At 71.6% G+C, this 17,074-nt stretch carries 14 protein-coding genes; all 14 read left to right on the top strand.

What is annotated here, in order from left to right:
- Positions 1 to 93 precede the first annotated feature (93 nt).
- On the top strand, positions 94 to 1,395 hold the full coding sequence (locus CP967_RS10070) for a homoserine dehydrogenase (RefSeq protein ID WP_167535358.1): 1,302 nt from the start codon (positions 94 to 96) through the stop codon (positions 1,393 to 1,395).
- A 6-nt stretch (positions 1,396 to 1,401) separates the two neighbouring features.
- Positions 1,402 to 2,472 (top strand): threonine synthase, encoded by a 1,071-nt coding sequence (thrC, locus tag CP967_RS10065; RefSeq protein ID WP_150487649.1) that lies wholly within the window; start codon positions 1,402 to 1,404, stop codon positions 2,470 to 2,472.
- 330 nt (positions 2,473 to 2,802) lie between these two features.
- Positions 2,803 to 3,720: a homoserine kinase gene (gene thrB / locus CP967_RS10060; protein ID WP_150487648.1), complete on the top strand. Its 918-nt coding sequence runs from the start codon at positions 2,803 to 2,805 to the stop codon at positions 3,718 to 3,720.
- 389 nt (positions 3,721 to 4,109) lie between these two features.
- The gene (gene rho, locus CP967_RS10055; RefSeq protein WP_150487647.1) at positions 4,110 to 6,158 is read left to right on the top strand and encodes a transcription termination factor Rho; all 2,049 of its coding nucleotides are present in this window, start codon (positions 4,110 to 4,112) and stop codon (positions 6,156 to 6,158) included.
- A 347-nt stretch (positions 6,159 to 6,505) separates the two neighbouring features.
- Positions 6,506 to 8,209 carry a trypsin-like serine protease gene (locus CP967_RS10050; RefSeq protein ID WP_229888188.1) on the top strand — a complete coding sequence of 568 codons (1,704 nt, stop codon included), beginning with the start codon at positions 6,506 to 6,508 and terminating at the stop codon, positions 8,207 to 8,209.
- A 247-nt stretch (positions 8,210 to 8,456) separates the two neighbouring features.
- The gene (locus tag CP967_RS10045; RefSeq protein WP_150487645.1) at positions 8,457 to 9,557 is read left to right on the top strand and encodes an LCP family protein; all 1,101 of its coding nucleotides are present in this window, start codon (positions 8,457 to 8,459) and stop codon (positions 9,555 to 9,557) included.
- 212 nt (positions 9,558 to 9,769) lie between these two features.
- Positions 9,770 to 9,994, top strand: a complete 225-nt coding sequence (gene rpmE, locus CP967_RS10040; RefSeq protein ID WP_014048339.1) for a 50S ribosomal protein L31 — start codon at positions 9,770 to 9,772, stop codon at positions 9,992 to 9,994.
- Between the two features lie 130 nt (positions 9,995 to 10,124).
- Positions 10,125 to 11,201 (top strand): peptide chain release factor 1, encoded by a 1,077-nt coding sequence (prfA, locus tag CP967_RS10035; protein ID WP_150487644.1) that lies wholly within the window; start codon positions 10,125 to 10,127, stop codon positions 11,199 to 11,201.
- A 48-nt stretch (positions 11,202 to 11,249) separates the two neighbouring features.
- Positions 11,250 to 12,095, top strand: coding sequence for a peptide chain release factor N(5)-glutamine methyltransferase (gene prmC / locus CP967_RS10030; RefSeq protein WP_150487643.1), 846 nt, complete (start codon positions 11,250 to 11,252; stop codon positions 12,093 to 12,095).
- A gap of 82 nt (positions 12,096 to 12,177) precedes the next feature.
- Positions 12,178 to 12,825, top strand: coding sequence for an L-threonylcarbamoyladenylate synthase (locus CP967_RS10025; RefSeq protein WP_150487642.1), 648 nt, complete (start codon positions 12,178 to 12,180; stop codon positions 12,823 to 12,825).
- Positions 12,822 to 13,463 (top strand): arsenate reductase/protein-tyrosine-phosphatase family protein, encoded by a 642-nt coding sequence (locus CP967_RS10020; RefSeq protein WP_150487641.1) that lies wholly within the window; start codon positions 12,822 to 12,824, stop codon positions 13,461 to 13,463. The genes CP967_RS10025 and CP967_RS10020 overlap by 4 nt, the downstream gene beginning before the upstream one ends.
- Positions 13,464 to 13,600: 137 nt before the next feature.
- A complete protein-coding gene (locus CP967_RS10015) occupies positions 13,601 to 14,869 on the top strand; it encodes a serine hydroxymethyltransferase (RefSeq protein ID WP_150487640.1) in 1,269 nt (422 codons plus the stop codon).
- An 84-nt stretch (positions 14,870 to 14,953) separates the two neighbouring features.
- Positions 14,954 to 16,342: an MraY family glycosyltransferase gene (locus tag CP967_RS10010; protein ID WP_190174976.1), complete on the top strand. Its 1,389-nt coding sequence runs from the start codon at positions 14,954 to 14,956 to the stop codon at positions 16,340 to 16,342.
- A 263-nt stretch (positions 16,343 to 16,605) separates the two neighbouring features.
- Positions 16,606 to 17,043 (top strand): Cg1360 family ATP-synthase-associated protein, encoded by a 438-nt coding sequence (locus tag CP967_RS10005; protein WP_150487638.1) that lies wholly within the window; start codon positions 16,606 to 16,608, stop codon positions 17,041 to 17,043.
- The last annotated feature ends 31 nt before the right edge of the window (positions 17,044 to 17,074 follow it).

Raw genomic sequence — 17,074 nt, 5'->3', positions numbered from 1 at the left:
AAATAGAGGTCTCAGGATCCGGACGGGTGACAGAAACGCCCGTCCGGTGAGTGAGACTGGTCCACACATCAGAAGTATGAGAAACGAGGTCGGATGATGCGTACGCGTCCGCTGAAGGTGGCGCTGCTGGGCTGTGGAGTGGTCGGCTCAGAGGTGGCGCGCATCATGACGACGCACGCCGACGACCTCGCCGCGCGCATCGGCGCGCCGGTCGAACTCGCCGGCGTCGCCGTCCGCCGGCCCTCCAAGGTGCGGGAGGGCATCGACCCCGCCCTGGTCACCACCGATGCGACCGCCCTGGTCGAGCGCGGCGACATCGACGTGGTCATCGAGGTCATCGGCGGCATCGAGCCCGCCCGCACGCTGATCACCACCGCCTTCGAGCACGGCACCAGCGTCGTCTCCGCCAACAAGGCGCTGCTCGCCCAGGACGGCCCGGCCCTGCACGCCGCCGCCGAGCGGCACGGCAGGGACCTGTACTACGAGGCGGCCGTGGCCGGCGCCATCCCGCTCGTACGCCCGCTGCGCGAGTCCCTCGCCGGGGACAAGGTCAACCGGGTGCTCGGCATCGTCAACGGCACCACCAACTTCATCCTCGACCGGATGGACACCAGCGGCGCCGGCTACTCCGAGGCCCTCGACGAGGCCACCGCCCTCGGATACGCCGAGGCCGACCCGACCGCCGACGTGGAGGGCTTCGACGCCGCCGCCAAGGCCGCCATCCTCGCCGGGATCGCCTTCCACACCCGGGTCGGCATCGGTGAGGTGCACCGCGAGGGCATCACCGAGGTCACCGCGGCCGACATCGCCTCCGCCCGGCGCATGGGCTGCACAGTGAAACTCCTGGCGATCTGCGAGCGCGCCGCCGACGGCAGGTCCGTCACCGCCCGCGTGCACCCCGCGATGATCCCGCTCAGCCATCCGCTGGCCTCCGTCCGCGAGGCGTACAACGCGGTCTTCGTCGAGGCCGAGGCGGCCGGGCAGCTGATGTTCTACGGCCCCGGCGCCGGCGGCTCGCCGACCGCCTCCGCGGTCCTCGGCGACCTGGTCGCCGTGTGCCGCAACAAGCTCGGCGAGACCACCGGCCCCGGCGAGTCCGCGTACACCCGCCTGCCGGTCAGCCCCATGGGCGAGGTCGTCACGCGGTACCACATCAGTCTCGACGTTGCCGACAAACCTGGCGTGCTCGCCCAGGTCGCGACGGTCTTCGCCGAAAGCGGCGTATCCATCGATACGGTCCGCCAGCAGAGCCGACAGGACCCGGACGGCGAGGCATCCCTCGTCGTCGTCACCCACCGCGCGCCCGACGCCGCCCTGTCCGGGACCGTCGAGGCGCTGCGCAAGCTGGACACCGTGCGCGGTGTCGCCAGCATCATGCGTGTTGAAGGGGAGTAAGGACCCATGACCAGCAAGGGCACCCACCAGTGGCGCGGCATCATCGAGGAGTACCGGGACCGCCTCCCGGTCACGGACGCGACGCCAGTCGTCACGCTCCGTGAGGGTGGCACGCCGCTCGTCCCGGCGCAGGTCCTCTCCGAGCGCACGGGCTGCGAGGTGCACCTCAAGGTCGAGGGCGCCAACCCCACCGGGTCGTTCAAGGACCGCGGGATGACCATGGCGATCACCCGGGCCAAGGAGGAGGGCGCGCAGGCCGTCATCTGCGCCTCCACCGGCAACACCTCCGCCTCCGCCGCCGCCTACGCGGTGCGGGCCGGCATGGTCTGCGCCGTCCTCGTCCCCCAGGGCAAGATCGCGCTCGGCAAGATGGGGCAGGCGCTCGTCCACGGCGCGAAGATCCTCCAGGTCGACGGCAACTTCGACGACTGCCTCACGCTGGCCCGCGGCCTCTCCGACAACTACCCGGTGGCCCTGGTCAATTCGGTCAACCCGGTCCGGATCGAGGGCCAGAAGACCGCCGCCTTCGAGATCGTCGACATGCTCGGCGACGCCCCCGACATCCATGTGCTGCCGGTCGGCAACGCGGGCAACATCACGGCCTACTGGAAGGGCTACACGGAGTACGCGCGCGACGCGGTCGCCACGCGCACCCCGCGCATGTGGGGCTTCCAGGCGTCCGGGTCCGCGCCCATCGTGCGCGGTGAGATCGTGAAGGACCCGGCGACCATCGCCACCGCGATCCGTATCGGCAACCCGGCCTCCTGGAACTACGCCCTGGCGGCCCGGGACGAGTCGGGCGGCTTCATCGACGAAGTGACCGACCGTCAGATCCTGTCCGCCTACCGCCTCTTGGCGGCCCAGGAGGGCGTCTTCGTGGAGCCCGCCTCGGCGGCCTCGGTGGCCGGTCTGCTCAAGGCCGCCGAAGAGGGCAAGGTCGACCCCGGCCAGAAGATCGTCTGCACCGTCACGGGCAACGGCCTCAAGGACCCCGACTGGGCCGTCGCGGGCGCCCCGCAGCCCGTCACCGTACCGGTCGACGCCGCCGCCGCGGCCGAGAAGCTGGGCCTCGCCTGACGGACCGTCGGACGGGACCCGCGCCCCACGGGGTGCGGGTCCCGCCTGCGAAGTCCCGCCGCGCGCCGAAGAGACGGGCGCCGCCCCCGCCGGACCGGTCCGGAGCGCATGGGAGGCCGGCGACACGCATCGTGCGCCTCCTGTGCGCCCTATGTCGCCGCAGAACCTTCCTTCGATAAGCTGTACCCGACCCGCGCCGCCGCACGTCCGCGGCGCAGCCGCCGTCGTGACCGACGGGCACCCCCCGACCCCGGCACAACGGCCCCCCACGCACACCAGCAGTACCGCTTGACCTATCCCCGCCGCCGTACAGGAAGAGTCGTCCAACCGATGGCCGGTCCCGCCTTCCGAGCCGCCGCCGTCCGGGTGCGCGTCCCCGCAACCAGCGCCAATCTGGGCCCGGGCTTCGACGCCCTGGGCCTCTCGCTGGGGCTCTACGACGACGTCGTCGTCCGGGTCGCCGATTCCGGACTGCACATCGACATCGCGGGTGAGGGCGCCGAGACGCTGCCCCGCGACGAGAGCCATCTGCTCGTCCGCTCCCTGCGCACCGCCTTCGACCTCCTCGGCGGGCAGCCCCGCGGCCTGGAGATCGTCTGCGCCAACCGCATCCCGCACGGCCGCGGCCTCGGCTCCTCCTCGGCCGCCATCTGCGCGGGCATCGTCGCCGCCCGCGCGGTGACGACCGGCGGCGAGGCACGCCTCGACGACGCCGCGCTGCTGGAGCTGGCCACCGAGATCGAGGGCCACCCGGACAACGTCGCCGCCTGCCTGCTCGGCGGTTTCACCCTCGCCTGGATGGACGGGCAGTCGGCCCGTGCGATCAGGATGGACCCCGCCGGATCCGTCGTCCCGGTGGTCTTCGTCCCGTCCACCCCGGTGCTCACCGAGACCGCCCGCGGTCTGCTCCCGCGCACCGTGCCGCACGTGGACGCCGCGCTCAACGCCGGCCGTGCCGCCCTGCTCGTCGAGGCCCTGGCCCGCCGCCCGGAACTGCTGCTCGCGGCCACCGAGGACCGGCTCCACCAGGAGTACCGGGCCCCGGCCATGCCGCAGAGCGTCGAGCTGGTGAACCGGCTGCGCGCCGACGGCGTGCCGGCCGTCATCTCCGGCGCGGGGCCGACCGTGCTGGCCCTGGCGGACGAGGCGTCCGCCGACAAGGTCGCCCTGCTGGCGGGCGAGGGCTGGGCCGCCGACCGGCTCACCCTCGACGCGGCGGGGGCGAGCGTACTGCCGCTCGCTCCGTAGGCGTACGTGATTGCCGGTGCACGAGAGGGGGAATGTTTGTTGGAGCCGGTAGTGTTAACCTCAAGTCAGCAATCGACGTCTTCGTGGCGCATTGCTTCGCGTCCCCCTTCGGGACCACCACTCTTCCGGGAGCCTCCCCGACTGCCTGAGCAGCCTGCCTGAGCTTTCGAGCACGCTCCGGAACCGGCACGACACCCTCTTGCTCGTCCAGGAGTGGGCCGAGCAGGGGGATCTCGCGCCGGAACCCCGCACATTCATCTCTCCGCCGTATCCCGGCGGACCACCGCCCCGGCAAGGTCCGCGATCGACACGATCAACAGACTCCAGCCGGACAGCACAACCGGTCGCCGAGCCAGAAGGCCGACGTCCGCTCCAGGGAAGGACCCTTCGTGAGCGACACCACCGATCTGATGGGCGTGACTGCCGACAAGAACGTCGACAGCGCCGCGCCCGCCGAAGGTGCTGCCACTGGCACCACCTCACGGCGCCGCCGCTCCGGCACCGGCCTCGAGGGCATGGTCCTGGCCGAGCTGCAGCAGGTCGCGTCCGGCCTCGGCATCAGGGGAACTGCGCGGATGCGCAAGGGCCAGCTGATCGAGGTCATCAAGGAGGCGCAGGCCGGCGGTACGGCCGCGCCCAAGGCCGCCGCCAAGACCGCCGCCGCGCCCGCCGAGGACGGTGGCAAGCCCAAGCGGCGTGCCACCTCCAAGGCCCGCACCGGTGACGAGAGCGCCCCGGCCCCGGCCGAGAAGGCCGCCCAGCAGCAGATCGACATCCCGGGCCAGCCGGCCAGCGACGACCAGCCCGCGGGCGAGCGCCGCCGCCGCCGGGCGACCGCGCAGGCGGGCAGCCCCGAGACCAAGGCCGAGGCGCCCCGCGCCGAGACCGCGTCCGAGCCGCAGGCCGAGCCGAAGGCCGAGAGCCGCCAGGACCGCGGCGACGAGCGCGCGGAGTCCAAGGGCGACGCCAAGGCCGAGCCCGCCGCCGACACCGCGGAGGGCCGCCGCGGCGACCGTCAGGACGGCCGCCAGGAAGGCCGCCGTGGCGACCGCGGTGACCGTGGCGACCGCGGTGACCGCCGTGACCGCCAGCGCGACCGCCGCGGCAAGGGCGACGACCAGGGCCAGCAGCAGGGCGGCGGACGCCGCCAGGGCCAGCAGCAGCAGGGCGGCGGCCAGCAGGACGACGGTTACGACGACGAGGGCGGCCGGCGCGGACGCCGTGGCCGCTACCGCGACCGCCGCGGCCGCCGTGGCCGCGACGACTTCGCGACCGACGTCCAGGTGGCCGACGACGACGTCCTGATCCCCGTCGCGGGCATCCTCGACATCCTGGACAACTACGCCTTCATCCGGACCTCCGGTTACCTCCCGGGCCCGAACGACGTGTACGTCTCGCTGGCCCAGGTCCGCAAGAACGGCCTGCGCAAGGGCGACCACGTCACCGGTGCGGTGCGCCAGCCCAAGGACGGCGAGCGCCGCGAGAAGTTCAACGCGCTGGTCCGCCTCGACTCGGTGAACGGCATGGCGCCGGAGACCGGCCGCGGCCGGCCCGAGTTCCAGAAGCTGACCCCGCTGTACCCGCAGGACAGGCTCCGCCTGGAGACCGACTCCAACGTCCTGACCACCCGGATCATCGACCTGGTGGCCCCGATCGGCAAGGGCCAGCGCGGCCTGATCGTGGCCCCGCCGAAGACCGGTAAGACCATGATCCTCCAGGCCATCGCCAACGCGATCACGGTCAACAGCCCCGAGTGCCACCTGATGGTCGTCCTGGTCGACGAGCGTCCGGAAGAGGTCACCGACATGCAGCGGTCGGTGAAGGGCGAGGTCATCTCCTCGACCTTCGACCGCCCCGCCGAGGACCACACCACCGTCGCCGAACTGGCCATCGAGCGCGCCAAGCGTCTCGTGGAGCTGGGCCACGACGTGGTGGTCCTGCTGGACTCGATCACCCGTCTGGGCCGCGCCTACAACCTGGCGGCCCCGGCCTCCGGACGCATCCTGTCCGGTGGTGTCGACTCCACCGCGCTGTACCCGCCGAAGCGCTTCTTCGGTGCCGCGCGCAACATCGAGGACGGCGGCTCGCTGACCATCCTGGCCACCGCGCTCGTCGAGACCGGCTCGCGCATGGACGAGGTGATCTTCGAGGAGTTCAAGGGCACCGGCAACATGGAGCTCAAGCTGGACCGGAAGCTCTCGGACAAGCGCATCTTCCCGGCGGTGGACGTCGACGCGTCCAGCACCCGCAAGGAGGAGATCCTGCTCGGCGGCGAGGAGCTCGCCATCGTCTGGAAGCTGCGCCGGGTGCTGCACGCCCTGGACCAGCAGCAGGCGATCGAACTGCTCCTGGACCGCATGAAGAAGACGCAGTCCAACGCGGAGTTCCTGCTCCAGATCCAGAAGACGACGCCGGCGCCGGGCAACGGCAACGACTGACGCCGTACCCCCCACGGGGCCGGGGACGGCCCCGTGGGCGGACGCACGGAAGCAGGAAGGAAACCACCTCGGTGACGAGGTGGTTTCTTTTTTGATTGTTTCCGCACCCTCTTGTTGGCACTGGCGTAACATCTGCGTCAGTTGAGGCGGGGGGCCATCGAAGCGGTGCCGCGGGGGCGGGAGCCCGGCCGCGTGCCGCCGTGCTGTCGACAGACCTGTGTACCCCTGCCGTTCCCATCGCCGGCAGGCCGTCGCGCACTGCCGGTCCCTACGCGAAGGATCACCGCGTGCAGATACGCACCAGGGGGGGCCGGCACACGCTCCGGCTCAGACGCGCAGTACCGGCAGTGGCCGTCACCGTCCTCGCCGTCCTCGGCACGGGCCTGACCGCGACCGGTTCCCAGGCCGCCGAGCCCGAAGGGCAGTTGACGGCCGCGCAGCAGCGGCCGGCCGCGCCGTCGGAGGCCGAGCTCCGCGAGCGTTTGGCCGCCGCGAAAGCCGCGGACCAGAAGAACCTGCTGCCGTCGGAGTACGCCGACGGCGACCGCCCCACTCCGGCGCCCATGGTCATCGGCGGAACCGAGACGTCCATCTCCGCCGCCCCGTGGATGGCGCAGCTCTGGTACTACGACAACAAGGGCACCGACAACGAGTCCGACGACCTCGGGTTCTTCTGCGGCGGCGTGGTCATCGCGCCCACGAAGATCGCCACGGCCGCCCACTGCGTCGACGGCTACGACTGGGCGAACTCCGGTCTCGTCGTCACCGGGACGAGCTCCACCAACTCGGGCAACGGCGAGACGGTGACGACCCCGTACCGCCAGTGGAGCCACCCGCTCTACAGGGACAACCAGGGCGCCGCCGACAACGACATCGCCGTGCTCACCCTGTTCGACGCCGTCCCGGCCAAGCCGCTGCCCGTGGCGTCGAGCACGGACACCGCGCTCTACACCGCCGGGACCAAGGGGAAGGTCTACGGCTGGGGCCGGACGTCCTCGACGAACGACGACATCGCCACGACCCTGCGCTCGGCGACCGTACCGATCGTCTCGGACGCCACGTGCGCCGACTCGTACGGCGGTTACTTCGTCAAGGGCCACATGGTCTGCGCCGGGACGACGGGCGCCACCGACGCGGAGACCGTGGGGTCCTGCAACGGCGACTCCGGCGGTCCGCTGGTGGTCGGCGGCAAGCTGGCCGGCATCGTCTCCTGGGGCATCGAGGACTGCGTCGGCGAGGACGCCTACAGCGTCTTCAGCAAGGTGAGCACCTACACCGCGGCCGTCAACGCCCGTGCGTACGACACCAACCTGAACTGGGACCACCGCGCGGACCTGCTGGCCCGCAAGTCGGGGACCCTGAACCAGTTCATCTCCACCGGCACCGGGATGACGAAGGCCACCTTCGGCACCGGCTGGGACGGCGTCGACGTCCTGCTCCAGACGGACCTCAACCGGGACGACTACCAGGACCTCCTGATCCGGGGCGACGACGGCAACCTGTACTGGCAGTGGTACGACCCCTCGGTCCAGGACTGGCAGGTCAAGCAGCTCGCCACCGGCTGGGGCAGCCGTACGCAGATCCTCGCGCCCGGCGACCTGACCGGCGACGGCCACCCGGACGTGCTGTCCACCGACTCGGCCGGCGGCTTCTGGCTGTACCCGGGCAAGGGCAACGGCACCTTCGCCGCCCGCAGCAAGATCGGCGGCGGCGGCCTGAACTACGACATGGTGCGCGGCAGCGGCGACTTCAACAACGACGGCAAGGCCGACATCATCGCCCGCGGCGTCAACGACAAGCTGTACCTGTTCCCCGGTACCGGCAACGCCTCCGCGCCGTTCGGCACCAAGGTCCACGTCCGCACCTGGGACGTGGCCACCGCGCTGGTCACCACCGGCGACTTCACCGGCGACGGCCACGCGGACGTCATCGTCCGGGTGAAGGGCGGGGAGCTGTACCTCTACCCCGGCACCGGCAAGCCGGGCAGCGCCATCTTCGGCACCCGCAAGCTGCTGGGCACCGGCGGGGACAACTACAACCTCTTCGGCTGATCCGAGACCTTGGCCACACCCGTGGCAGCGTTCTCCCGCCCCCGGCGCCTCTCGCCGGGGGCGGGAAAGCGCAGGTGAGAGCCGGACACCCGGCCGTCCGAGCCGTTTCTTGCGTGGCCCCCGTCCCCGGACGGGGGCCACAGCCGTCTGTGCGACGCTGCTCGCTGCTCCGGCGTGCCCGAGGTCCCGCCGGACCGTGCGGGGGACCACGGACGGGGGACGGCCAGGAACACGACGAGGGAGCGGGATGAGCGAGCAGAACAGGGGAACCGGCCGGATACGCGGCACCGGCCGACGCCGGAAGCCCTCCCGGGGCAGGCGTCTGAGGACCGCCGCCCTGGTGACCGCCGCGACCGCCGTCCTCGCCGGCGGAGCCGGCCTCGGATACGCCTACGTCGCCCTCGACGGCAACATCGAGGCCGTCGACATCGACGCCGCGCTCGGCGCAGACCGCCCCGACGACGCGGACAACGGCTCCGAGGACGTCCTGGTGCTGGGCTCGGACTCCCGCTCCGGCGCCAACTCCGCCTACGGCACCGACGAGGGCTCCGCGCGCGCCGACACCGCGATGGTCGTCCACATCGGCGAGGGCCACACCTCGGCCCAGGTGGTCTCCATCCCCCGGGACACCCTCGTCGACCGGCCCTCCTGCACCAGCGACACCACCGGCGAGGAGGTCGCGGGCCGGCGGCTCGCCATGTTCAACACGGCCTACGAGGTCGGCGGCCCCGCCTGCGCGGTGAAGACCGTCGAGGCGATGTCCGGTATCCGCATGGACCACTACGTCGAGGTCGACTTCACCGGCTTCGAGGAGATCGTCGACGAACTCGGCGGCGTCGAGATCACCACCACCCGGACCATCGACGACGCCGGCAGCCGTCTCCACCTGGAGCCCGGCACCCACACCCTCACCGGGGAGCAGTCGCTGGGGCTGGTGCGCACCCGCAAGAGCGTCGGCGACGGCAGCGACCTGGGGCGCATCCAGCTCCAGCAGGCATTCGTCAGGGCGCTGATGGAGCGGACGAAGAGCATCGGGCTGTTCTCCGGCCCGAAGACCCTCCTGAGCCTCGCCGGCACCGCGACGAAGGCCCTCACCACCGACTCGGGACTGGGCTCCGTCAAGAAGCTCGCCGGTTTCGCGAAGGGCCTGTCGGGCCTCGGCGCCGAGGACGTGGAGATGATCACCCTGCCCGTGGAGTACGACCCGGCCGACCCCAACCGCGTACTCCCGCAGGAGAAGGCCACCGCGCGGGTGTGGGCGGCCCTCGCCCACGACGAACCCGTCCCCGCCTCCGCCACCGCGCGGTCGGCGGGCGACAAGGGCGAGGCCGCGGAGGTCGTCCGCTGAGCCGGACCCCGCCCCCGGCTGCTCCGGCCCCCGACTGCCCCGGCCCCCGCCGCGACGTCGCGGAACGTGTCCGCGGACTCACGGGAATAGGCGGGGGGCAACCCTCGTTTTGGGAGATACGGCCGGTCCTGGCAGACTGGTACGTCGGCCCCGGTTCACGGACGCGCAATCCGCGCGGACGACCCGGAGCCCTCCCGAAACTAGGAGACACCTTGAAGCGCGACATTCACCCCGAGTACGTCGAGACGCAGGTCAGCTGCACCTGCGGTGCCTCGTTCACCACGCGGAGCACCATCGACGGCGGCGCCATCCGCGCCGACGTCTGCTCCGAGTGCCACCCGTTCTACACGGGCAAGCAGAAGATCCTCGACACCGGTGGCCGCGTGGCCCGCTTCGAGGCCCGCTTCGGCAAGGCCGCCGGCACCGCCGGCAAGTAGCGAGCCACTGCGCCGGTTCCCGGGGCCCTCTTGCGGGCCCCGGGACCGGCGTTTTTTCCGGCTCTGCCGCCCCGCGGCAGACCGTCCAGCAGGCCCGCAGACGTATGAGCACGGAACCAGGAGCCCGGAGATGTTCGAGGCGGTCGAGGAACTGATCGGCGAGCACGCCGATCTCGAGAAGAAGCTCGCCGACCCGTCGGTCCACGCGGACCAGGCGAACGCACGCAAGCTGAACAAGCGCTACGCCGAGCTGACCCCCGTCATCGCCACCTACCGGGCCTGGAAGCAGACCGGTGAGGACATCGACACCGCCCGCGAACTCGCCGCCGACGAACCGGACTTCGCCGCCGAGGTCAAGGAGCTGGAGAAGCAGCGCGAGGAGATCACCGAGAAGCTCCGCCTGCTCCTGGTCCCGCGCGACCCCAGCGACGACAAGGACGTGCTCCTGGAGATCAAGGCGGGCGCGGGCGGCGACGAGTCCGCCCTGTTCGCCGGCGACCTCCTGCGGATGTACCTGCGCTACGCGGAACGCGTCGGCTGGAAGACCGAGATCATCGACTCCACCGAGTCCGAGCTCGGCGGCTACAAGGACGTCCAGGTCGCCGTGAAGACCAAGGGCGGCAACGGCGCCACCGAGCCCGGCCAGGGCGTCTGGGCCCGGATGAAGTACGAGGGCGGTGTGCACCGCGTGCAGCGCGTGCCCTCCACCGAGTCCCAGGGCCGCATCCACACCTCGGCCGCCGGCGTCCTCGTCACGCCCGAGGCGGAGGAGGTCGACGTGGAGATCCACGCCAACGACCTCCGCATCGACGTCTACCGCTCCTCCGGCCCCGGCGGCCAGTCGGTCAACACCACCGACTCCGCGGTCCGGATCACGCACCTGCCCACCGGCGTCGTCGCCTCCTGCCAGAACGAGAAGAGCCAGCTCCAGAACAAGGAGCAGGCCATGCGCATCCTGCGGTCCCGGCTGCTGGCCGCCGCCCAGGAGGCCGCCGAGCAGGAGGCCTCCGACGTGCGCCGCAGCCAGGTGCGTACGGTGGACCGGTCCGAGAAGATCCGCACGTACAACTTCCCGGAGAACCGCATCTCCGACCACCGCGTCGGCTTCAAGGCGTACAACCTCGACCAGGTCCTCGACGGCGACCTCGACGCCGTCATCCAGGCCTGCGTGGACGCCGACTCCGCCGCCAAGCTGGCCGCCGCGTAAACCCGGCAAGCCCCCCGCCCCGCCCGTGAACCCGTACGGAGAACCGCGATGAACCTGCTGCTCGCCGAGGTGGCCCAGGCCGCCCAGCGGCTGGCCGACGCCGGTGTCCCCTCCCCGCGATTCGACGCCGAGGAACTCGCCGCGTTCGTGCACGGCGTCAAGCGGGGCGAGCTGCACCATGTGCCGGACGCCGACTTCGACGCCCGGTACTGGGAGACCGTCGCCCGCCGCGAGGCCCGTGAGCCGCTTCAGCACATCACCGGACGCGCCTTCTTCCGCTACCTGGAACTCCAGGTCGGCCCCGGCGTCTTCGTGCCCCGCCCGGAGACCGAATCGGTCGTCGGCTGGGCCATAGACGCCGTCCGCGCGATGGACGTCGTCGAACCGCTGATCGTCGACCTCTGCACCGGATCGGGCGCCATCGCGCTGGCCATGGCGCAGGAGGTGCCGCGCTCCCGGGTGCACGGCGTGGAACTGTCCGAGGACGCCCTCAGGTGGACCAGGAAGAACGCCGAGGGGTCCAGGGTCACCATTCACCAGGGAGACGCCCTGAGCGCCCTCCCCGAGCTCGACGGACAGGTCGACCTGGTCATCTCCAACCCCCCGTACATCCCGCTCACCGAGTGGGAGCACGTGGCGCCCGAGGCCCGCGACCACGACCCGCAGATGGCGCTCTTCTCCGGTGAGGACGGCCTCGACACCATCCGCGGCATCGAACGCACCGCGCACCGGCTGCTGCGCCCCGGAGGCGTCGTCGTCATCGAGCACGCCGACACCCAGGGCGGGCAGGTGCCGTGGATCTTCACCGAGGAACGCGGCTGGGCCGACGCGGCCGACCACCCCGACCTGAACAACCGGCCCCGGTTCGCGACGGCCCGCAAGGCCCTGCCGTGACCCCGCGGACCCGCCCACCGCACCGCGCACGACCCCGAGAAACCCGTCCACGAGACCCGCACACGCCCGAGGAGGCCGGCTGATGGCACGGCGATACGACTGCAACGACGCGACCGACCGTACGACCGGTCTGCGCGAGGCCGCGTCCGCCGTCCGGCGCGGCGAACTGGTCGTGCTGCCCACCGACACCGTGTACGGGATCGGTGCGGACGCCTTCAGCTCCGAGGGCATCGCCGACCTGCTCGCCGCCAAGGGCCGCGGCCGCAACATGCCCACCCCGGTGCTGATCGGCTCCCCGAACACGCTGCACGGCCTGGTCACCGACTTCTCCGAACAGGCGTGGGAGCTCGTCGACGCCTTCTGGCCCGGCGCCCTCACCCTCGTCGCCCGGCACCAGCCCTCGCTCCAGTGGGACCTCGGTGACACCCGGGGCACCGTCGCCGTCCGGATGCCGCTGCACCCCGTCGCCATCGAACTCCTCACCGAGGTCGGCCCGATGGGCGTCTCCAGCGCCAACCTCACCGGACACCCCTCGCCGGAGACCTGCGACGCCGCCCAGGACATGCTCGGCGACTCCGTCTCCGTCTACCTCGACGGCGGACCGACCCCCGGCATCGTGCCGTCGTCCATCGTCGACGTCACCGGCAAGGTGCCCGTACTCCTGCGGGCCGGCGCGCTCTCCGTCGAGGAACTCCGCAAGGTGGTCCCCGACCTCGAGGTGGCCAGTTGACGGCCCCCGAGGGGCGTGGCATAGCGGGGAGGGGCGACACCTTCCGCATCCTCCACGTCAGCACCGGCAACGTCTGCCGCTCCCCCATCACGGAGCGGCTGACCCGCCACGCTCTGGCCGACCGACTCGGCGACCCGCTCAGCGGCGGCCTCATCGTCGAGAGCGCCGGGACCTGGGGCCACGAGGGCGCCCCCATGGAAGCCAACGCCGAGGTCGTCCTCGCCGACTTCGGCGCGGACGCCACCGGCTTCACCGGCCGCGAACTCCTCGACGAGCACGTCATCCGCGCCGACCTCGTCCTCACCGCCACCCGCGACCACCGCGCCCAGGTCATCTCCATGGGCCACTCCGCGGGGCTGCGCACCTTCACGCTCAAGGAGTTCACCCGCCTCGTCCGGGCCATCGACCCGGCGACGCTGCCCGACGCCCGCGAGGAGGGCGTCGTCGAACGCGCCCGCGCCCTGGTGCGCGCCGCGGCGGCCCTGCGCGGCTGGCTGCTGGCCCCCACCGCCGAGGCGGACGAGGTCCACGACCCGTACGGCGCCCCGATCACCTTCTTCCGCTCGGTGGGCGACGAGATCAGCCAGGCCCTCGACCCGGTCGTCACCGCCCTGACCGGGGTCAGCGCCCCGCACTGACCCCCGCCCGGGGGGACACGGCGCCCCGCCCTGCGCCGACCGGCGTACGGGGCCGCACGGCGGCGGGCACAGGCCCGGCCACGGGCCTACATTGGTGCCGACCCCCGCGCACCCCTCCTCCAGGCCCGGAGCCCTCGATGCCGGTCACCACTCCAGCCTCACCCGCCCCCCGCGCCGCCCTGCCCCAGGACTTCGACGCCCTGCTCGACCAGGACCCGGAGGTCGCCGGGATCCTGCTGGCCGAGGCGGACCGCCAGTCGGACACCCTCCAGCTGATCGCCGCGGAGAACTTCACCTCGCCCGCGGTCCTCGCCGCCCTCGGCTCCCCGCTCGCCAACAAGTACGCCGAGGGCTATCCCGGCGCCCGCCACCACGGCGGCTGCGAGCACGCCGACGCGGCCGAACGCGTCGCCGTGCGCCGCGCCACCGGCCTCTTCGGCGCGGAGCACGCCAACGTCCAGCCGCACTCCGGCTCCTCCGCCGTCCTCGCCGCCTACGCCGCGCTGCTGCGCCCCGGCGACACGGTGCTGGCCATGGGACTCGCGTACGGCGGGCACCTCACCCACGGCGCCCCGGGCAACTTCTCCGGCCGCTGGTTCGACTTCGCCGGCTACGGCGCCGACCCCGACACCGGGCTGATCGACTACGGCCAGGTACGCGCGCTGGCCCGCGCCCGGCGGCCCAAGGCCATCGTGTGCGGCTCCATCTCCTACCCCCGCCACCCCGACTACGAGACCTTCCGCGACATCGCCGACGAGGTGGGCGCCTACCTGATCGCCGACGCCGCCCATCCGATGGGCCTGATCGCCGGGGGAGCGGCCCCCAGCCCGGTGCCGTACGCCGACGTGGTCTGCGCCACGACGCACAAGGTGCTGCGCGGCCCCCGCGGCGGCATGATCCTGTGCGGCGCCGAGCTGGCCGAGCGCATCGACCGCGCGGTGTTCCCCTTCACCCAGGGCGGCGCGCAGATGCACACCGTCGCGGCGAAGGCCGTCGCCTTCGGCGAGGCGGGGACACCGGCCTACGCCCTCTACGCCCACCAGGTCGTCGCCCACGCCCGGATCCTGGCGGCCGGTCTCGCCGACGAGGGCTTCGACGTGGTCACCGACGGCACCGACACCCACCTGATCGTCGTGGACCCCGCCCCGCTGGGCGTGGACGGCCCTCAGGCGCGCGAGCGGCTCCTGGCCGCCGGTCTGGTCCTCGACACCTGCGCGCTGCCCTACGGCGACGCACGCGGCCTCAGGCTCGGCACCGCCGCCGTCACCACCCAGGGCCTCGACGAGAGCACGATGGGGCGGATCGCGGCCCTGGCCGGGGCGGCCGTACGAGGAGACGGTGACACCGCGTCACTGCGCGCCGAAGCGGCGGAGCTGGCCGCGCTCAACCCCCCGTATCCGGGGTAGGCGAACCCCGTGCAACCATCACCCGTACCTTTGTGTCCTCGTTCCTGGGACTAGGGTGTGGGGCTGAGATGGCCGGCGAATTCTGTGGGGCAGCCCGTGCGTGATTATCTGCTGACGCTCTGTGTCACGGCGGCGGTGACCTATCTGCTGACCGGACCGGTGCGGAAGTTCGCCATCGCCGTCGGGGCGATGCCCGCGATCCGCGCGCGTGACGTGCACCGGGAGCCGACCCCCCGGCTCGGCGGCATCGCCATGTTCGGCGGGCTGTGCGCGGGACTGGTGGTCGCGGACCACCTGAACAACCTGAACAGCGTCTTCGAACTCTCCAACGAACCACGGGCCCTGCTGTCCGGTGCGGCGCTGATCTGGCTCATCGGCGTCCTGGACGACAAGTTCGAGATCGACGCGCTGATCAAGCTGGGCGGCCAGATGATCGCCGCCGCCGTCATGGTCATCCAGGGCCTGACGATCCTGTGGCTGCCCATCCCCGGCGTCGGCACCGTCGCCCTGACCCAGTGGCAGGGCACCCTGCTCACGGTGGCGCTGGTGGTGATCACCATCAACGCGGTCAACTTCGTCGACGGCCTCGACGGCCTGGCGTCCGGCATGGTCTGCATCGCCGCCGCGGCGTTCTTCCTCTACACCTACCGGCTCTGGTACGGCTACGGAATCGAGGCGGCGGCCCCCGCCACCCTCTTCGCCGCGATCCTGATGGGCATGGGGCTGGGCTTCCTGCCGCACAACCTGCACCCCGCCCGGATTTTCATGGGGGACTCGGGCTCCATGCTGATCGGCCTGGTCCTGGCCGCCGGGGCGATCTCCGTCACCGGTCAGGTCGACCCCGATGTGATGAAGCTCTTCACGGGCGGTGAACGCGAGGCGACCCACGCCATGCTGCCGGTCTTCATCCCGCTGCTGCTGCCGCTCACCATCATCGCCATCCCGGCCGCCGACCTGATCCTCGCGGTCGTGCGGCGCACCTGGAACGGCCAGTCGCCCTTCGCGGCCGACCGCGGACATCTGCACCACCGCCTGCTGGAGATCGGGCACTCGCACAGCCGTTCCGTTCTGATCATGTATTTCTGGTCCGCGCTGATCGCGTTCGGCGCCGTCGGTTATTCGGTGCATTCCACCTCGCTGTGGATCGTGCTGGTGGTCGTGGGGCTCAGCGCGGTCGGCCTGGTCCTCCTGCTGATGCCGCGTTTCACCCCCCGCGCCCCGCTCTGGGCCCAGCGCGTCGTCCCGCCCCGCTACCGGCGCCGGCGCCGGGTGGCGGAGGACCAGGACGGCCAGGAGGGCCGCGAGGGCTCCCCGGAGGCCTCCCGGCCCCGTGGGCAGGCCGGTGAACAGGGCGCGGACCACGACCCGGAGCGCACTCCCGTGACCGTCGGAGTGTCCGGCGTCAACGGAGCGACAGCGATCGGCCCCCGTTCGCGGCTCACCGATCACGATCGCGCTGATTCCGCCCGTTGACGTCCTCGACGCAAAAGCCCATTAGCATGTGAATTGCCACAATGCTCTGCACACACGGGCTCGGTAACCCTCACGTGTGACAGCAGGCACACCTTTCGGGTAAAGACCTCATCAAATAGTTTGTGATACCGTTCACGAAGCCCGGTGAAACGGTCGAAGGATACTGGTGAACAGGTCCCTCGGCCCGAGGCATGACTCGACCGGGCCTACGCTCGTCCCTGACGACCACTGCCCACCACCCCCTGCAACGCGGAGCTACCTCCATGCCGTCCAACGACGCCCGGACTCTCCTCCACACCGCTGTGCCCACTGCCGCCGCCGGTGCCGTCACCGTCGCCGTCTGCGGTGCGGTCGCGGGCGGCAAGGGGGCGATCGGAGCGGCGGTCGGAACGCTGGTGGTGATCCTCTTCATGGGGATCGGACTCACCGTCCTGCAGCGCACCGCGAAGTCCCTGCCGCACCTGTTCCAGTCCATGGGGCTCGTGCTGTACACCGCCGAGTTGCTGCTGCTCTTCGTCTTCGTGGCCGCCTTCAAGGACACCACCCTGTTCAATCCGAGGGCGTTCGCCGCGGCGATCATCGTCGCGACCCTCTCGTGGGTGGCCGCACAGATCCGCGTCCACATGAAGACCAAGATCCTGTACGTCGAACCCGAGTCGTCCACGGGCAAGAAGCCCGAGAACGCGGGGACTTCGGCGTGAGTGGTAGGCCCGATATAAGTGCGCGTTCGAG

This window comes from Streptomyces nitrosporeus (genome assembly GCF_008704555.1).
Lineage (GTDB): Bacteria > Actinomycetota > Actinomycetes > Streptomycetales > Streptomycetaceae > Streptomyces > Streptomyces nitrosporeus.
This window is presented reverse-complemented; position numbering and strand designations above follow the sequence as displayed.

Bases quoted from the DNA above. Each gene is read 5' to 3' on its own strand.
- CP967_RS10070 (WP_167535358.1), top strand. From the start codon at position 94: ATGATGCGTACGCGTCCGCTGAAGGTGGCGCTGCTGGGCTGTGGAGTG.
- thrC (WP_150487649.1), top strand. From the start codon at position 1,402: ATGACCAGCAAGGGCACCCACCAGTGGCGCGGCATCATCGAGGAGTAC.
- thrB (WP_150487648.1), top strand. From the start codon at position 2,803: ATGGCCGGTCCCGCCTTCCGAGCCGCCGCCGTCCGGGTGCGCGTCCCC.
- CP967_RS10045 (WP_150487645.1), top strand. From the start codon at position 8,457: ATGAGCGAGCAGAACAGGGGAACCGGCCGGATACGCGGCACCGGCCGA.
- prfA (WP_150487644.1), top strand. From the start codon at position 10,125: ATGTTCGAGGCGGTCGAGGAACTGATCGGCGAGCACGCCGATCTCGAG.
- prmC (WP_150487643.1), top strand. From the start codon at position 11,250: ATGAACCTGCTGCTCGCCGAGGTGGCCCAGGCCGCCCAGCGGCTGGCC.
- CP967_RS10025 (WP_150487642.1), top strand. From the start codon at position 12,178: ATGGCACGGCGATACGACTGCAACGACGCGACCGACCGTACGACCGGT.
- CP967_RS10015 (WP_150487640.1), top strand. From the start codon at position 13,601: ATGCCGGTCACCACTCCAGCCTCACCCGCCCCCCGCGCCGCCCTGCCC.
- CP967_RS10005 (WP_150487638.1), top strand. From the start codon at position 16,606: ATGCCGTCCAACGACGCCCGGACTCTCCTCCACACCGCTGTGCCCACT.